This window comes from Streptomyces sp. NPDC042371, assembly GCF_056437465.1.
Genome location: NZ_JBWKAP010000004.1, coordinates 599,099 through 615,307 on the forward strand (window position 1 = coordinate 599,099; position 16,209 = coordinate 615,307).

The following is a 16,209-nucleotide window of genomic DNA, read 5'->3' on the forward strand; positions in this document are numbered from 1 at the left end:
CTCCTCCGCATACGTACGCCCCGTGAGGCCCACCCGCACCGCGATGTCCGGTCAGTGGCCGGACATCGCGAGGGGTGGTGACATCAGGTGCATGTCGCCGGAGAGTATGGCCCGCTGCAGGTCCTGGAGCGGGCGCCCCGGTTCGAGCCCGAGCTCGTCGTTGAGCGTCTTGCGCACCGACTGGTACACCTTCAGCGCGTCCGCCTGCCGCTCGGAGCGGTAGAGCGCCAGCATGAGCTGCCGGTAGAACGCCTCGCACATCGGGTTCTCCGCGGTGAGGGCGTACAGCATGCCCACGGCCTCCCGGTGCCGGCCGAGCTGGAGCTGGCACTCGACCAGCATCTCCTGACACTCCAGGCGGATCTCGGTCAGCCAGGTCGAGAACCCGTCGACGATGGGGCCGTTGGCGGCCGGACCGTTCCCGCCCTGCCCGAGGATCGGGCCGCGCCACAGAGCGAGCGCCTGCCCGAAACAGGAGGCCGCCTCGTCGTAGTGCTTCTCCCTGAGCAACGACCTTCCCACGTCGACCAGTTCGGGGAAGACCTGGGCGTCGATCTGGTCCTCCGGCTTCTTGTGCAGCACGTACCCCGGCGCGCGGGTCTCGACGGGGTTGCCCGCCGTGCCCGACACCTTCAGGAACTTGCGGAGCTGGGATATGTACACGTGTAGCCCGGCGGTGGCGCGCCGGGGCAGTTCCTCGCCCCAGATCTCCCGCATCAGCTGCTCCAGGGAGACGAGTTGATCGGCGCGGATGAGGAGGACCGTGAGGACGATCTCCACTTTCTGTGCATTGATGGTGGCGTAGTTGCTGTCGTCCTTGATGCGGAGTGGGCCCAGCATTTCGTACCTCACTGAGCGTTCCCCCTCGCTGTTGCGTGCCGTCGCGCACCGGCCGCGAGGGCCTCGGAGATGACGTCCGCGACGCCGCGCTGGTGCGTGTTGAGATAGAAGTGGCCTCCGGAGAAGACCTCGAGGCCGAACGGTCCTTCGGTGTGCTTCCGCCAGGCCTCCACGTCGTCGAGCGAGGCCTGCGGGTCCCGGTCGCCGACCAGGGCGGTGACGGGACAGGTCAGCGGGGGCGCCGGAGCCCACTGGTACAGCTCGATCGCCCGGTAGTCGTTGCGGACGACCGGGATGATGTCGGCGAGCAGCTCCTCGTCGTCCAGGAACCGCGGGTCTGTGCCCCCGGCCCTGCGCAGCTCACCGACCAACTCGGCGTCGTTGAGGAGATGTACGGTGCCCCGCCGGTAGAGGGACGGCGCCCGGCGGCCCGAGACGAAGAGCCCGCAGGGCTGGCCGCCCGGCCGCTCGCTCAGCCGCTGTGCGACCTCGAAGGCGAGCACCGCGCCCATGCTGTGCCCGAAGAAGGCCAGCGGACGGTCGTCGTAAGGCGCGAGTGCCTCGGTGATCAGATCGGCCATCTCGGGGATGCCGTCCAGGAGGCGCTCTCTGCGCCGGTCCTGCCTTCCGGGGTACTGCACCGCGAGGACTTCGGCGTCCGGGAGCAGGGTGGGGGATACCGCGAGGGGGTGGTAGTAGGAGGCCGAGCCGCCCGCGTGGGGGAAGCAGACCAGTCGGACGTCCGCTTCCGGCCGGGGCCGGAAACAGCGTATCCAGGGGTCCGACATTTGGGGTGGGGGGGAGGCAGACAAGATCTATCCCTTCGCCAGGAACGGTGTCGCCGCATCACACAGCCGCTCCTGATCATGCACAGCTCAAAGTTTAAAGGGCAACGTCGCTAAGTCGGCAACAGGGCGGAATAAGACATTCCCCATGCTTTATGCAGCGATTCTCGTGTGATCGAATCAGCGGCGGCAAGTTTAGGGTAAATTTCAATATGAATGCTTAACATTGCACCGGGTGAAGTCTGGCCTCGGAGGGGCGCGGACATTGCGTTACGCGGCCGGGGGGCTGGTGGGGCGGGCGCAGTGGCAGGTCAGGAGGGTGCGCCTGCTGGGGTGTGCAGGCGGGGCCCGCGCTTTTGATCCGGTCGAGGTTCCCTGGAAGCGGGCTCGACAATGAACGCGCAATTCTTTGCGGGATCATTACGCTCCATTGGTTTGATTCTCTTCCCCGCCGTTGGCCTGCACCGCTTATCCACCTTCGCGCCATCAAGCGGAAACGATCTCTTTCCCGCGCCTGGCGGCCGCTCGGATTCGCCGGGACTCCGATTGTGGCTTGTTGTTTTCTTGTCGTCCCGGCTCGTCGGGATTGGCCTTGATTTGGTCTCTGAGGCGCCTGCGCCGCACGTGACGGCATCTGTGCGGGGTGGCTGCGGGGGCGGGAAACGGGAGTCGAGTGGCTGGATCCAGCCCCGTGTGAACCGGCGGCAGCTGGCCACTCGACCGGCCCGGGCGCGCCAGCGGGGTTGTCACCTTTTGGGGCGACTATGCGTTGTTCAAGGTGTGCCGTTCCGCGGGCCATCCGCGAAGGCCGACGCATGGGTGCCCGCTGCCCTCCGGCAAGCCGGCCGCGGGCCGGGACCTGCCACCGAAGGAGTACAGGACGATGACCGAGAGCATGGCGTGGCTGACGCGGGACGTCCGCAAGGCCCGCAAGCAGGGAGCGGCCGATGTCGCGCGGCGGCGCGGCGACCGACTGGCCGACCTGGTGGCCTGCGCGCGCTCCGCGTCGCCGTACTACCGCGAGCTCTACCGCGGCCTGCCCGAGCGGATCGAGGACCCGACGCTGCTGCCGGTCACCGACAAGAAGAAGCTGATGGACCGCTTCGACGACTGGGCGACGGACCGGGACATCACCTTCGAGAAGGTCCGCGCGTTCACCGACGACCCCGGTCTGATCGGCCGCCGTTTCCTCGGCAGGTACCTGGTGGCCACCACCTCGGGCACCAGCGGCAGGCGCGGCCTGTTCGTGCTCGACGACCGGTACATGAACGTGTCCTCGGCCGTCTCCTCCCGGGCGCTCGCCTCCTGGCTCGGCCCGCTCGGCATCGCCAGGGCCGTGCTGCACGGCGGCCGCTTCGCCCAACTCGTCGCCACCGAAGGGCACTACGTCGGCTTCGCCGGATACTCCCGCATGACCCAGGAGGGCGGCGGCCGCAGCAAGCTGCTCCGCGCCTTCTCCGTGCACGAGCCGCTCGCACACCTGGTCGCGCAACTCAACGCATACCGCCCCGCCTTCGTCATCGGCTACGCCAGCACGATCATGCTGCTCACCGCCGAACAGGAGGCGGGCCGCCTGCACATCGACCCGGTGCTGATCGAGCCCGCGGGCGAGACGATGAGCGACAGCGACACCGACCGCATCGCGCAGGCCTTCGGGGCCAAGGTGCGCACGATGTACAGCGCGACGGAGTGCACGTACCTCAGTCACGGCTGCGCCGAGGGCTGGTACCACGTCAACGACGACTGGGCCGTGCTCGAACCGGTCGACGAGGACTACCGGCCGACCCCGCCGGGGGAGTTCTCGCACACCGTCCTGATCTCCAACCTCGCCAATCGCGTACAACCATTCCTCCGCTACGACCTCGGGGACAGCGTCATGCTCCGCCCCGACCCCTGCCCGTGCGGTACCCCGTCGCCCGCGATCCGGGTCCAGGGCCGGGTCGGCGACATCCTCACCTTCCCGACGCGCCGCGGCGACGACGTCAGGCTCACCCCGCTGGCCTTCAGCAGCCTGTTCGACCGCATGCCGGGCGTCGAGCTCTTCCAGATCGAGCAGACCGCGCCCGCGACCTTGCGGGTACGCATGGTCAGGGCCCCCGGCGCCGACGCGGACCACGTGTGGCGGAAGGCTCACGACGGCCTGACCCATCTCCTGGCCGACAACAAGCTGGACAACGTCACCGTGGAGCGGGCGGAGGAGCCGCCGCGGCAGGCGTCGGGCGGCAAGTACCGCACGATCATCCCGCTCGCGGCGTGAGCGGGCCTGTGCGTGAGCGGGCCTGTGCGTGAGCGGGCCTGTGCGTGAGCGGGCCTGTGCGTGAGCGGGCCTGTGCGTGTGCGGGCCTGTGCGTGTGCGGGTCCGCGGGCCTATCGCGCGTAGTCGCGCAGTGCGGGCTCCTCCTTCACCCAGGGCTGACTGTGGATCAGCAGCTCGATCGGGTAGTTCAGCAGGCCGGGCAGGGCGTTGACGGCTTCCTCGCTGTTGAGCGGCATGATCGCCTTGGCGCAGTGCGCACGGTCGATGCGGGCGGCGTCGGCGGGGCCGGAGTGATCGACCGCGTCGGCGACGAGGTCGTAGCTGATCTGGTCCACGACCATGGCGATGTGCGTCGGCCACGGCCGCCCCGGGCAGATGTCCTGGACGCCGATGCGACGGGCGCCCGGCAGCGACGCGGGCTGCCCGTCGGCCACCACGGACTCGTCGAGGTAGGAGAAGACGGTGGTGTACGAGGGGCCTTCCGGCATGGGCGTGCCGTCGGCGCCGAGAGCCTTCGACCAGTTCGAGTCACGGGCGAACTGCAGGACAGAGGCCGGGCAGCCCGCGACCTCGGCGATCGGGCGGCAGGGGGAGGCGAGCCGGGTTCCCTGGAAGGGGGAGCCCAGCGTCACCATGTCGTCGACCTTCTCGGGCAGGTCCGGCCAGAAGCGCAGCGCCCAGGCCGTCAGGAGCCCGCCCTGGCTGTGCCCGACGAGGTCGACCTTGCGGCCGGTGGCCTCCTGGATCGCGCGCGTCGCGTACACCACGTACTCGACGGACTCCTGCATGTCCCTGAGCCCGCGGCCGGGGGAGTCCACCCAACAGGACTGGTAGCCCTTCTTCTTGAGCTCCGCCATGTAGTTCCAGGCGTAGTTCTCCTCGCCCTTGAGGCCGGTGCCGGGGACGAAGAGGACGGTCGGCTTGTCGCTGGCCGCGCGCATGTCCTGGAGGTCCGTCCCGCAGTGCAGGGCGTCGGCGAGCTGGGCCGCGGGGATCTCCAGTGGAGGTGACGGCTCGGCGTTGGCGCGGGCGGCGGAGACCGGGAGCGCGGTCAGGGTGAGCACGGCGGCCGCGAGGCCGCCGAGCCATGAGGACGAGCGCACAAGAACCTCCACGGAAGAGTGTGGGGCTCCCCATCAGGGAGGCTTCCATCGTGGGAGCGACGCCACGTGAACGTCAACAACTACAGTAGCCCCGCCATCCTCAACAGCCCCACAATGCAAGGGAGTTGTGGTCGAGCCGCGATGGGGTGAGGCGGCTCAGTCGCCCGGCGGAAGGGCGGCGGCCAGCCGATCCAGCACCACGTCGATCTCCGCACCCGTGAGCGGAACGAGCTCGAGAACCAGCTCACGAACGGTCTCCCCCCGTGCCCCCTCCCGTTCCTCCGTCATGACCCAGATCTGCGGAGACCCCGCTTGCAGGGCCAAGGCCAGAGCGGCGGCGTCCTGCCCCGCCTGCGAGGGGTCGACGGCGAGGCGTACGCGGGAGAAGGGCAGCCCGGTCGGATCGGGGGCGAGCGTCGCGTCGAGGCCCGGCAGGGCACCGGCCCGCTCCGCGAACCGCGCGGCCTTGTCCGCCTGCGCGCGCCGCCACGCGTCCAAGTCCAGCTCCTGCCGCACCTGGAGGGCGGCGAGCACGCCGAGTACGGCCTCCTTGCTCGCCTTCATCGCGCGGCCGATGCCCTTCTCCTGCGCCCGCACCGCACGCACCATCCCGGCCCGCCCCATCACCAGGCCAGCCGTGGGGGACCCCAAATACTTCTGCCCGCTGACGAGCACGAGGTCGGCGCCGGTGGCGAGGAGCTCCCCGACCCGAAGATCCTGCGCGGCGCCGTCGACGACGACGGGCACCCCGCGGCGGTGCGCGGCGGCGACGGCTTCGGCGAGGGGGATGTCCGCGCCCCGGACGAGCCGGGACGACACGAGGAGGAGGCAGGCCGTGTCCGGGTGGGCGAGGGCCTCCTCCAGATCCGCGACGGAGCACTCGGCGGCCGTCCCCACCGGGACGGGAGTGGCACCGGCCAGCCGGATGTCCTGCAGCAGGGGATGGCCGTAGTCGACCGTGTGCCCGGCGGGCAGCACCACGCGCGCGGGCATGGCGGAGCTGTCAGGCAGCGCGGCGACGCGCTCCGCGGAATCCCCCGTCATCGCCGCCGCGACGGACAGCGTGAGGCCGGCGGAGGTGCAGTGCACGACGGCCCCGGCCTCCGCGCCCGTCACCCCGGCGATGACCCCGCTCGCGACGTCCTGCAACTCCGTCATGACGAAGAACTCGCCCAGCGCTTCGGCGACGACGGCCGCGATCCTGCCGTCGCTGCGCGAGACGCCGAGAGGGGTGTAGGTCCCCCTGGCGTTGATGATCCGCGTCAACCCGTACTGATCATGTATTCCCATACGGAAAGAGTGCCAGCGCGCTCAGGGCCGGACCGTGACATTCACGACCGGCGAGACGGCCTCGCCGCCCGTCATGCGCAGCGCGTTGGGACCCTCCAGACCCAGCACCACCCGCATGTTGTACGTCCCCTGGGGCGTGGTGTTCACCGAAGCCGGAAGCGGCACCCACTTCGCGCCCTGCTTCTGCTGCAGGGTGACGCGCGTGCCGGTCGGCATGTCGTGGCTCTCACCGGTGATGCGGAACTCCTCGGAAACCCGCACGCTGCTCGCCGATGCCTTGGCGGTGAGCGTCGGGTGAGGTGCGGACGGTGCGGGCGGCGTCGGTGTCGCGGCGGCGGTGACGGTCGACAGGACCAGGAGGGCGGCGGTGGCTCCGGAGAGGGCCGAGACGTGCTTGAGGTGCTTCATGGTCGACTTCAATGTGGCTTCCGTGTTCAGGTGTTGAGCTCAGGGGGGCGAGGCAGGCAGTGCGCTCTACGTCGGATCAACATAGGGAACGGGCCTCGGATATGCGCGAATCGACGCGCTGGGAGGGGCGTTTCCTGTTTCCTGGTGGCGGCTCGATTTCGGTGCGCCATTTCTTGGGCTTCTTGGGCTTCTTGGGCTTCTTGGGTCCGGGGGACGAGGAGTCGACGTGACAGTGGTCATCGGTCTGGTCGGCGTGGTGCTCGGCGGTCTTCCCGGCGCCATCAGCACCTACATGACCACACGGTCCAGCATGCTGATGCAGTTCGAGCACTCCTACGACGAGCTGGCGTCGATCGGGATGCGCATCCGCGGCGGCGTCACGGGCCACGGGTTCGCGCTCAACATCGCGTCCGACCTGGACGAGTTCACACGCTTCACCGCGTGCGGGCTGCCCCGTGCGGCGATGACCTCGCTCGCGGAGATGGCCGCCGAACGGGGCGTCGGGGCGCCCGGTGAGGCCGAGGTGCGGGCGGCGGTGGCGACGGCCTTCGGTGCGCGCCACCCGGGCAGACCGAGCGGACCGGCCCAGTAGTCAGGGTGGGCCCGCCTCGCTCACTTGTGCAGCGCCCCGCCCTCCTCGAAATGTCCCTCGGGCTCCAGCTGAAGCGTGGAGTGGGCCACGTCGAAGTGGCCCGCGACGCAGCGCTGCAGTCGTTCCAGAAGCTCCCCGTACCCGTTCGCGAGAGCCGCCTCCGTGACCACCACATGCGCGGTGAGCACCGGCATCCCCGAGGTGACGGTCCAGCCGTGCAGATCGTGCACGGCGACCACGCCAGGCTCTTCCAGGAGATGCCGCCGCACCTCGCCGAGGTCGACGTCCTGCGGGGTCGCCTCCAGCAGGACGTGCACGGAGTCCCGCAGCAGCCCGTACGCCCGCGGCACGATCAGCAGGCCGATGACGATCGAGGCGATCGGGTCGGCGGCCTGCCACCCCGTGAGCAGGATGATCAGGCCGCCCACGATCACCGCGACCGAGCCGAGCGCGTCCCCGAGCACCTCCAGATACGCGCCGCGCAGATTCAGGCTCTTGTCCTTGGCGTCCCGCAGCAGCCACAGGCCCACCAGGTTCGCGAGGAGCCCGCCCACCGCGACCACGAACATCAGGCCGCCCTTGACCTCCACCGGCTCGCTGAACCGGCCGATCGCCGACCACAGGACCCAGACGAAGATGGCGACGAGGAGGGCCGCGTTCAGGACCGCGGAGAAGATCTCCACCCGGTAGAAGCCGAACGTGCGCCGTGGCGTCGGTGCGCGCTGGGCGAGGGTGATGGCGCCGAGCGCGAGGGAGATGCCGACCGCGTCGGTCAGGCTGTGCGCGGCGTCGGCGAGCAGCGCGAGGCTGCCGGACAGCAGGGCGCCGACCACCTGGATGACGGTGATCGAGGCGCTGATGCCGATGGTCCACAGCAGGCGGTTGCGGTACGTGCCGCTGAGCGTGCCGCCCGTCGTCGCCGCGGACGGACCGTGGTCGTGCCCCATGCCCGCGAGTGGAACACGGGTCCGGGGGAGCCGCCACCGAGCGGTCGGCCACTCGGCCCAGTCGGGCCAGCGCGGATCGGTCAGTGGAGCTGCGAGGAGACCGACGCGTCCCGCTGGTGCGGGATGCCCAGCGGCGGCGGCAGCTCGCCCTGCTGGACGGTCACCGTGCGCGCCGGGGCGGGGACGCGGATGCCCTCCGCGCGGTAGCGCTGGTGCAGGCGCTTGATGAATTCATGCTTGATGCGGTACTGGTCGCTGAACTCCCCGACGCCGAGGATCACCGTGAAGCTGATCCGCGAGTCCCCGAAGGTGTGGAAGCGGATGGCCGCCTCGTGGTCGGGCACCGCGCCGGTGATGTCGGTCATCACCTCGTCCACGACCTCGATCGTGACCCTCTCGACCTGCTCCAGGTCACTGTCGTAGCTCACCCCGGCCTGCACCATGATCGACAGCTCCTGCTCGGGGCGGCTGTAGTTGGTCATGTTGGTGCTCGCCAGCTTGGCGTTGGGGATGATGACGAGGTTGTTGGAGAGCTGACGCACCGTGGTGTTGCGCCAGTTGATGTCGACGACGTAACCCTCCTCCCCGCTGCTGAGCTGGATGTAGTCGCCCGGCTGCACGGTCTTCGCCGCGAGGATGTGCACGCCCGCGAAGAGGTTGGCGAGCGTGTCCTGCAGCGCCAGGGCGACCGCGAGACCGCCGACGCCGAGCGCGGTGAGCAGGGGCGCTATGGAGATGCCGAGGGTCTGCAGGACGACGAGGAAGCCCATCGCGAGCACGACGACCCGCGTGATGTTCACGAAGATGGTGGCCGACCCGGCCACTCCGGAGCGGGACTGCGCCAGGGATCTGACCAGGCCGGTGACGATCCGGGCCGCCGTCAGCGTGCCCGCCACGATGAGCAGCGCGGTGAGCGTCATGGTCACGTTGCGCCCGGTGCGCGGCGCGAGGGGCAGCGCGCCCGCCGCGGCGGCGAGCCCCGCGGTGATGGCCGCGCAGGGGACGAGGGTGCGCAGGGCGTCGACGATGACGTCGTCACCGCTCCACCGGGTCCTGCTGGCCCGCTCGCCCAGCCACCGCAGCAGCGCACGGAGCAGCAGCCCGGCCACGACGCCCGCGGCCACCGCGATCCCGGCCATGATCCAGTCGTGCAGTGTGAGCGTACGGGTCATCAGTTCGCTCCCGTCGTCAGGGGAGAGGGCGCCTGAATGCGGCGTATGTGATGTGTCGTCACCTTGTGATACCTGCTCGATTCCGGGGAGTGCGGTCACGCCGGGGCGGGGGCTCCGTGCGGGAGTTCCACCCGGCGCGGACGTCATCCTGCCCCATCCCGACACAGCAGGCGCGCGTACCCCCACCTGGATCTTCACGAACCGGTCACGTCCGTCCACCCGGCCTCGTCCGTCCGCCCGATGGCATCTGCACGCTTGCGCCGTGTCACCCCGGTCGACACGCTCGAAACGCACTTCGACCGACCGTTGCCGCAGGGGTTCCCGGACCGCTTCGGATATGCAAGTCTCCTCTCTAATTCGGCGGGGCGCCGGACGTCGCAGCCCGTCAACCGGGCTGCCGCCGCGCGGAATCGGGATGAGGACTGATGCGGAACGGGGCACGGGGGCACGATCTGAACGCCCTGCGGCGGCTGAACACCACCGTCGTGCTGCGCGCCCTGCACCGCCGCAGCCCCCGCACCCTCGCCGAACTCGCCGCGAGCACCGGCCTGTCCCGGCCCACCGTGGAAGCAGCCGTCGAGGAACTGGCCGAACGGGGGCTCGTCGGCGAGTCAGCGGAGGAGGCGGGCGAGCGCCCACCGGGCCGCCCCGCACGCCGCTTCCGCTTCCGCGCCGAGGCCGGATGCGTGCTCGGCGCCGACATAGGGCTCCACAAAATGGTGCTGCTCCTCGCCGACCTGGGCGGCACCGTCCTGGCCGTGCAGCGCCGCGACATCGACCCGGAGCTCGGCGGCAGCGCCCGCCTCGACCTGCTGCGGCACGCCACGGAGACCTTCCTGGACACCCACGCCCCGCGCCGCGCCGCCGTCCTCGCCCGCTGCGTGGGCGTCCCTGGCGTGGTCGACACGGGCGGAGTCGTCACCTCCGTGGTGGTGCCCGAGTGGTCGGGCGTCGACCTCGGACGGCTGCTCCAGGACGGCGGGCCGGGCCACACCCTCGTCGAGAACGACGTGAACCTCGCGGTCCTCGCCGAGCGTTGGCAGGGCGCGGCCACCCTCGCCGCTGACGTCGTCTGCGTACTCACCGGACACCGTGTCTCGTGCAGCCTCACCATCGGCGGACGGCTGCACCGGGGCAGGCGTGGCGGCGCGGGCGAACTCGGCATGCTGCCCCTGCTCGGCATGAGCACCGCCCAGGAAGCCCTCAAGTGGCCGGGCGCGCGGCGCGACGGCGAGTCCGAAGTGGCCGCGCTCGCCCGCGCCGCGGACACCGCCGATCCACGGGCGCTGGCAGCCGTCGCGGACTTCGCGGGCCGCCTCGCCCCGGGCATCGCGGCGCTCGCGCTCGCCGTCGACCCGGAACTGATCGTGCTGACCGGCGGGGCGGCCCCCGTCGGCCGCCACCTCGTGCCGCTGCTCCAGGAGCGGCTGCACCCCATGACCCTGCACGTCCCGCGGATCGCGCTGAGCACGCTCGGCGAGCGGAACGTGGCCATCGGCGCCGTACGCAAGGCGCTCGACCGAGTGGAGGAGGACCTGCTCGCGGACACGGCGCCGTAGCGGCCCGCCCGCCCCCGCGCGGGCGGGCCGCGGGGCGTCCGACGACTCATCGGGAGGCGAAGGCGCACATGCGCAGAAGGACTCTGCTCGGCGGGGCGTTGGCGGCCCCCTTGCTCGCCGCCTGCTCCAAAGGGGGCGGCGGCACGGACAGCGGTGGCAGGACCACGCTCTCGTACGGGATGTGGGACCCGGCGCAGGTGCCGGGCATGGAGAAGGTCATCGCCGCGTTTCGGGAGCGGAACCCGGACATCTCCGTGCGGATCCAGCTGACGCCCTGGGCGAGCTACTGGACCACTCTCAAGACGTCCATGCGCGGCGGCACGGCACCCGACGTGTTCTGGATGAACGCCGTCAACTTCCAGCTGTACGCGGCCAACGGCGTCCTCGAACCGCTCTCCGGGCACGTCAAGGCCGACGCCACCCCGGTGGACCGCCACCCGGACGCCTTGGTGAAGCTCTACGCCTACCGGGGCACGCAGTACGGCCTGCCCAAGGACTTCGACACCATCGGCCTCTGGTACAACAAGCGGCTCTTCGACAAGGCGGGCATCAAGTACCCGGACGAGACCTGGACCTGGGACGACGTGCGCGACGCGGCGGCCGAACTCACCGATCCCCGACAGCGCGTGCACGGCTTCGCCGCCGAGATGGACCGGCAGATGAAGTTCTATCCGACCATGTGCGCGGCCGACGGCTATGTCCTGGAGGACGGCCGTTCGGGCTTCGGCGACGAACGGTCCATCTCGGGGCTTCGCTTCCTCACTGACATGATCGACCGTGGCTGGTCACCCCCGCAGAGCGCGATGGTCGAGTCCATCGGGCGCGTGCGCTACTGGTCGGAGAAGGTCGCCATGAATTACGACCTCTCCGCGATGGCGGGGCAGATGTACGCCGTACCCGCGCTCAAGGACCACGGCGGCATCGCCGTCCTGCCCAAGGGGCGGCGCAGGGCCACCATCATCCACGGCCTCGCGAACGTCATCTCCGCCAAGAGCGACAAGAAGGCGGCCGCCTGGAAGTTCGTGCATTTCATGGCGGGCCGTGAGGCCGCCGAGATCCAGGCCGCGGCGGGCGTCACCATCTCCTCGTACGAGGGAACGCAGGACGCCTGGATCAAGTCGATGCCGGAATTCGACCTCAAGCACTTCATCGAGATGGAGGAGTACGCGGTTCCCTACCCGAGCTCCAAGAACACCGCGGTCTGGGAGAACCTCCAATACCCGCTGCTGGGCGCCGCGTTCAGCGGCAAGGGCGGCATCGAGAGCGCCGCCCGCACGCTGGGCGAGCAGATGGACCGGGCCCTGAAGGAGGAACGCGACTGATGAGTGTCTTTCCCGCGACGGCCGCCGCCAAGGCGGCCGGCCGCAGCCCCGCGTCCGCGTCGGGCGCACGCCCGGGAGCCCGCAACCAACGCGCCGCCTACTGGTTCATCGCGCCGCTCGGTCTCGGCTTCGCCGTCTTCTACTTCTGGCCGCTGCTGCAGACCTTCTACTTCAGCTTCACCGAGTTCGGCGCGTTCGGCGGCCACACCTTCATAGGCACCGACAACTACCTGCGCGTCGTCAAGGACGTCACCGTCTGGCAGGCGCTCGGCAACACCCTGATCTACAGCGTCATCGGGCTCACCGCACTGCCCATCGCCATCGTCGTCGCGTCCCTCCTGAACCGGCGCGGACTGCGCGGCGTCTCCGTCTACCGCGCCCTGTACTTCCTGCCGTTCGTGACGCTGCCCGTCGCCGTCGGCCTGGTCTGGAACTGGCTCTACAACGGCGACTTCGGGCTCCTCAACGAAATGCTGAGCTGGTTCGGCATCGACCGCAACTACTGGGTCTCCGACCCCTCCACCGCCGTCTACGCGATCGGCACGGTGATGGTCTGGTCGACCACCGGCTACTACCTGGTCATCTTCATGGCGGGCGTCAAAGGAATTCCGCAGGACTACTACGAGGCCGCGGAGCTCGACGGGGCCGGGCCGCTGCGCCGGTTCTTCACCATCACGCTCCCGCTGCTCAGCCCCACCATCTTCTTCGCCTCCGTCATCTGCATGATCAACTCCCTGCAGACCTTCGACCTGATCTACATCATGATGGCCGAGAAGAATCCCGCGATCGGCGATACGCAGTCCGTCGTCGGCCTCTTCTACAAATGGGCCTTCATCGAGAACGCGCAGGGCGCCGCGGCTGCGCTCGCCTTCCTGCTGATGCTGGTCATCGCGGCCCTGACGTATCTCCAGTTCCGTATCCAGAAGAGGTGGGTGAACTATGCCTGACACGCCTGCCGCACACACGCCGGTCGAACCCGCCGCCCGAAAGCGCTTCAACGCCGGATCCGTGGCCACCCACGCCGTGCTCTCCCTCGGCGCGCTCGTGATGGTCTTCCCGTTCCTGTGGCAGCTGCTCACCGCGCTCAAGACCCTCGCGGAGACCTCACGGGTGCCGCCCACGTTCCTGCCCGACACCTGGAACTGGTCGAGTTTCGACGAGGTCTTCACCGCGCTGCCGTTCCGCGAAATGCTCACCAACAGCCTGATCAACACCGTCGGGCGCACCCTCGGCCAGCTCGTGTTCTGCTCGCTCGCCGCCTATGCCTTCGCGCGCATGCAATTCCGCGGCCGTAACGTCCTGTTCGCGCTCTTCCTGTCCGTCCTGATGGTGCCGAGTTCACTGCTCGTCCTGCCGCAGTACGACATCATCCAGTCGCTCGGCCTGCTCAACTCCACCCCCGCGCTCTTCCTGCCCGGCATGTTCAGCGCATTCGGCACCTTCATGCTCCGCCAGTTCTTCCTCACGCTCCCCAAGGAGCTGGAGGAGGCCGCCCGCATCGACGGCGCGGGCCCCTTCCGCATCTTCTGGTCGATCATGCTGCCGCTGATCCGGCCCGCCCTGGCCGCCCTCGCCGTCATCACGGCCATGTGGTCCTGGAACGACCTGCTGTGGCCGCTCGTCGTCAACACCGACCCCCAGGAAATGCCGATCAGCGCGGGACTGACCTCCCTCAAGGGCCAGTACGAGACCAACTACCCGGTGATGATGGCCGGTTCGCTCATCGCGAGCCTGCCGATGCTGCTCGTCTACGTCTTCCTCCAGCGGTACTTCGTCCAGAGCGTCGCCCTGTCCGGCTCCAAGAGCTGACCCACCCCCAACGGAAGGCAGCGGTTCCCCTATGCCACCGCTTCACATCGGCCTGCTCGGCGCAGGCGGCATCGCCCGCGCCCATCTGCCCGGCTGGCTGGCGCTCGGCGCCCGGGTGAGCGTGCACACCGTCGACGGCTCGGCGGAGAAACTCGCGGCCGAGTACACCGAGCGCGGGTACGACGTCCGGTCCTTCGACCACCTCGATGACCTCCTCGCCGAAGCGAGCGCCGTCGACGTCTGCACCCCGACCCCCACCCACAAGGAACTCGCCCTCGCGGCCGTCGCCGCGGGCCGCCACGTCGTCTGCGAGAAGCCGCTGGCCCTCACCGCCCGCGACGCCGAGGAGATCGGGGCCGCCGCCGACGCGGCAGGCGTACGGCTGCACCCCGCCCACGTGGTGCGCTACTTCCCCGCGTACGCGGCCCTGCGACAGGCCGTGACCCGCGGCGACCTCGGCGAACTCGCCGTCCTGCGCTTCACGCGCGGCGGCGCCAGGCCCCAGTGGGCCCCGTGGTTTGGCGACCCCGCCCAGTCCGGCGGCGTCATCATGGACCTGATGGTGCACGACATCGACATCGCCCGGTGGGTCGCGGGCGACGTGGTCCGCGTGCACGCACGGACCCGCGGCGTCGAACACGCCACCGGCACCCCGCCCGAGGTCGTCACCGCGTCGGCCGTCCTCACCCACGCGTCGGGCGCCATCAGCCACATCAACGGCCTGTGGGGCCTGCCCGACCAGCAGTTCCGCACGACGTTCCGGGTCGCGGGAGCCGACGGCCTCCTGCACCACGACTCCACCGCCGTCCCCGGCTTCCGGATCACCGCGCAGGGCGTGCGCGCCGCGAACGAGGGAATCCCGACCAGCCCCATGACCGAGAGCCCCTTCCTCACCGAACTCCGCGAGTTCGCCGCGTCCTGGCACGACGGCGGCCCCGCGCCACGGGTGAGCACCCGCGACGGCATCGAAGCCGTGCGGATCGCCGAGGCCGCGGTGGAGTCGAGCCGCACCGGCCGCGTCATCGAGATCACCGCGCCCACTGAGAGCACTGAGAGCACCGAGATCGGGGAGGCAGCGCGATGAAGGTCGCCGTCCTGTCGTTCGCCCACGTCCACGCGGCGAGCTACCTCCGGCTGCTGTCCCGGATGCCCGGCATCGAAGTCCTCGGCAGCGATCCGGACACCGACCTCGCGGCGCCCGGCGAGGTGCGGGGCCGCGCGCTCGCCGACGCGGCGCGGGTCGCGTACGCGGACACGTACGAGGAAGCCTTCGCCTGGCGCCCGGACGCGGTGATCGTCTGCTCCGAGAACGCGCGGCACCGCCCCCTGGTCGAGCGCGCCGCCGCGCACGGCGCGGCAGTCCTGTGCGAGAAGCCTCTGGCGGCCACGGTCGAGGACGGCGAGGCGATGGTCGCGGCCTGCCGTGACGCCGGGGTGCGGCTCGCGGTCGCCTACCCGGTGCGCTTCAGCCCGGCCTACGCGGCCGTGAAGGCCGCCCTCGCCTCGGGCGACGTGGGCCGGGTCCTCGCGGTGTCCGGCGCGAACAACGGCTCCATGCCGACCCGCGACCGCCGCTGGTTCGCCGAACCTGCGCTCTCCGGCGGCGGCGCCCTCATGGACCACACCGTGCACATCGCCGACCTGCTCGACGACCTCTTCGGAGCGGCCAGGCCCGTCGAGGTCTACGCGCAGACCAACAATCTCCTGTACGCCGGCGAGGTCGACGCCGAGACCAGCGGCCTGGTCAGCGTGACCTACTCCAACGGCGCCGTCGTCACCATCGACTGCAGCTGGTCGCACCCCCGCTCCCACCACTCCTGGGGCGGCCTGGAACTCACGGTCGTCGGCGAGCGGGCCACCCTGGAGATGGACGCCTTCGACCAGAAGGTGCACGGCTTCAGCGAACGCCGGGGGCAGGGCACGGAGTTGCCGTTCGGCGTCGACCTGGACGAGCGGATGCTGCGGGCCTTCCTGCACGGTCCCGGCGAGGACGGCATGGACGTCGCCGACGGTGCGGGCGGGCTGCGCACTCTGCGCGTCGTGGCGGCCGGGTACGCGTCGGCACGTGGTGGCGTGCCGGTGTCGGTGCCGGTCGACTGAGGGGGTCACCGGTCGACTGAGGGGG

Annotated in this window: 15 protein-coding genes; 8 read left to right on the top strand and 7 right to left on the bottom strand. The window is 70.2% G+C overall.

Annotation, left to right across the window (positions count from 1 at the left end; genetic code table 11):
• Positions 1 to 51 precede the first annotated feature (51 nt).
• On the bottom strand, positions 52 to 840 hold the full coding sequence (locus AC068B_RS15485; protein ID WP_478671932.1) for an AfsR/SARP family transcriptional regulator: 789 nt from the start codon (positions 838 to 840) through the stop codon (positions 52 to 54).
• A gap of 8 nt (positions 841 to 848) precedes the next feature.
• Entirely contained in the window at positions 849 to 1,628 is a 780-nt protein-coding gene (locus AC068B_RS15490) for a thioesterase II family protein (protein ID WP_478671933.1), read from the bottom strand.
• An 880-nt stretch (positions 1,629 to 2,508) separates the two neighbouring features.
• Here AC068B_RS15490 and AC068B_RS15495 point away from each other — a divergent pair.
• Complete coding sequence (locus tag AC068B_RS15495; RefSeq protein ID WP_478671934.1) at positions 2,509 to 3,882, top strand: phenylacetate--CoA ligase family protein; 1,374 nt, start codon at positions 2,509 to 2,511, stop codon at positions 3,880 to 3,882.
• 110 nt (positions 3,883 to 3,992) lie between these two features.
• On the opposite strand, the gene AC068B_RS15500 is transcribed toward AC068B_RS15495, so the two are convergent.
• The 3 genes from AC068B_RS15500 to AC068B_RS15510 form a co-directional block, all read right to left on the bottom strand.
• Positions 3,993 to 4,985, bottom strand: a complete 993-nt coding sequence (locus tag AC068B_RS15500; protein ID WP_478671935.1) for an esterase/lipase family protein — start codon at positions 4,983 to 4,985, stop codon at positions 3,993 to 3,995.
• A 156-nt stretch (positions 4,986 to 5,141) separates the two neighbouring features.
• Positions 5,142 to 6,275 (bottom strand): aminotransferase class V-fold PLP-dependent enzyme, encoded by a 1,134-nt coding sequence (locus tag AC068B_RS15505; RefSeq protein ID WP_478671936.1) that lies wholly within the window; start codon positions 6,273 to 6,275, stop codon positions 5,142 to 5,144.
• A 21-nt stretch (positions 6,276 to 6,296) separates the two neighbouring features.
• Positions 6,297 to 6,683: a hypothetical protein gene (locus AC068B_RS15510; RefSeq protein ID WP_478671938.1), complete on the bottom strand. Its 387-nt coding sequence runs from the start codon at positions 6,681 to 6,683 to the stop codon at positions 6,297 to 6,299.
• Positions 6,684 to 6,909: 226 nt separating this feature from the next.
• Here AC068B_RS15510 and AC068B_RS15515 point away from each other — a divergent pair, with 226 nt between their 5' ends.
• Positions 6,910 to 7,275, top strand: a complete 366-nt coding sequence (locus AC068B_RS15515) for a lipoyl protein ligase domain-containing protein (protein ID WP_478671939.1) — start codon at positions 6,910 to 6,912, stop codon at positions 7,273 to 7,275.
• Positions 7,276 to 7,295: 20 nt separating this feature from the next.
• Here the strand turns inward: AC068B_RS15515 and AC068B_RS15520 are convergent, their stop codons facing one another.
• Both AC068B_RS15520 and AC068B_RS15525 read right to left on the bottom strand, forming a co-directional pair.
• Positions 7,296 to 8,222, bottom strand: coding sequence for a cation diffusion facilitator family transporter (locus tag AC068B_RS15520; RefSeq protein ID WP_478671940.1), 927 nt, complete (start codon positions 8,220 to 8,222; stop codon positions 7,296 to 7,298).
• A gap of 80 nt (positions 8,223 to 8,302) precedes the next feature.
• A complete protein-coding gene (locus tag AC068B_RS15525) occupies positions 8,303 to 9,394 on the bottom strand; it encodes a mechanosensitive ion channel family protein (protein WP_478671941.1) in 1,092 nt (363 codons plus the stop codon).
• Positions 9,395 to 9,819: 425 nt separating this feature from the next.
• Here AC068B_RS15525 and AC068B_RS15530 point away from each other — a divergent pair, with 425 nt between their 5' ends.
• The 6 genes from AC068B_RS15530 (at position 9,820) to AC068B_RS15555 (ending at position 16,184) form a co-directional block, all read left to right on the top strand.
• Complete coding sequence (locus AC068B_RS15530) at positions 9,820 to 10,953, top strand: ROK family transcriptional regulator (protein WP_478671942.1); 1,134 nt, start codon at positions 9,820 to 9,822, stop codon at positions 10,951 to 10,953.
• A gap of 68 nt (positions 10,954 to 11,021) precedes the next feature.
• Positions 11,022 to 12,275: an ABC transporter substrate-binding protein gene (locus tag AC068B_RS15535; protein ID WP_478671944.1), complete on the top strand. Its 1,254-nt coding sequence runs from the start codon at positions 11,022 to 11,024 to the stop codon at positions 12,273 to 12,275.
• The gene (locus AC068B_RS15540; protein ID WP_478671945.1) at positions 12,275 to 13,222 is read left to right on the top strand and encodes a carbohydrate ABC transporter permease; all 948 of its coding nucleotides are present in this window, start codon (positions 12,275 to 12,277) and stop codon (positions 13,220 to 13,222) included. The genes AC068B_RS15535 and AC068B_RS15540 overlap by 1 nt, the downstream gene beginning before the upstream one ends.
• On the top strand, positions 13,215 to 14,084 hold the full coding sequence (locus tag AC068B_RS15545) for a carbohydrate ABC transporter permease (protein WP_478671946.1): 870 nt from the start codon (positions 13,215 to 13,217) through the stop codon (positions 14,082 to 14,084). The genes AC068B_RS15540 and AC068B_RS15545 overlap by 8 nt, the downstream gene beginning before the upstream one ends.
• A 31-nt stretch (positions 14,085 to 14,115) precedes the next feature.
• Positions 14,116 to 15,168, top strand: coding sequence for a Gfo/Idh/MocA family protein (locus tag AC068B_RS15550; RefSeq protein ID WP_478671948.1), 1,053 nt, complete (start codon positions 14,116 to 14,118; stop codon positions 15,166 to 15,168).
• Complete coding sequence (locus tag AC068B_RS15555) at positions 15,165 to 16,184, top strand: Gfo/Idh/MocA family protein (protein WP_478671949.1); 1,020 nt, start codon at positions 15,165 to 15,167, stop codon at positions 16,182 to 16,184. Before AC068B_RS15550 ends, AC068B_RS15555 begins: the two co-directional genes overlap by 4 nt.
• Positions 16,185 to 16,209 lie beyond the last annotated feature (25 nt).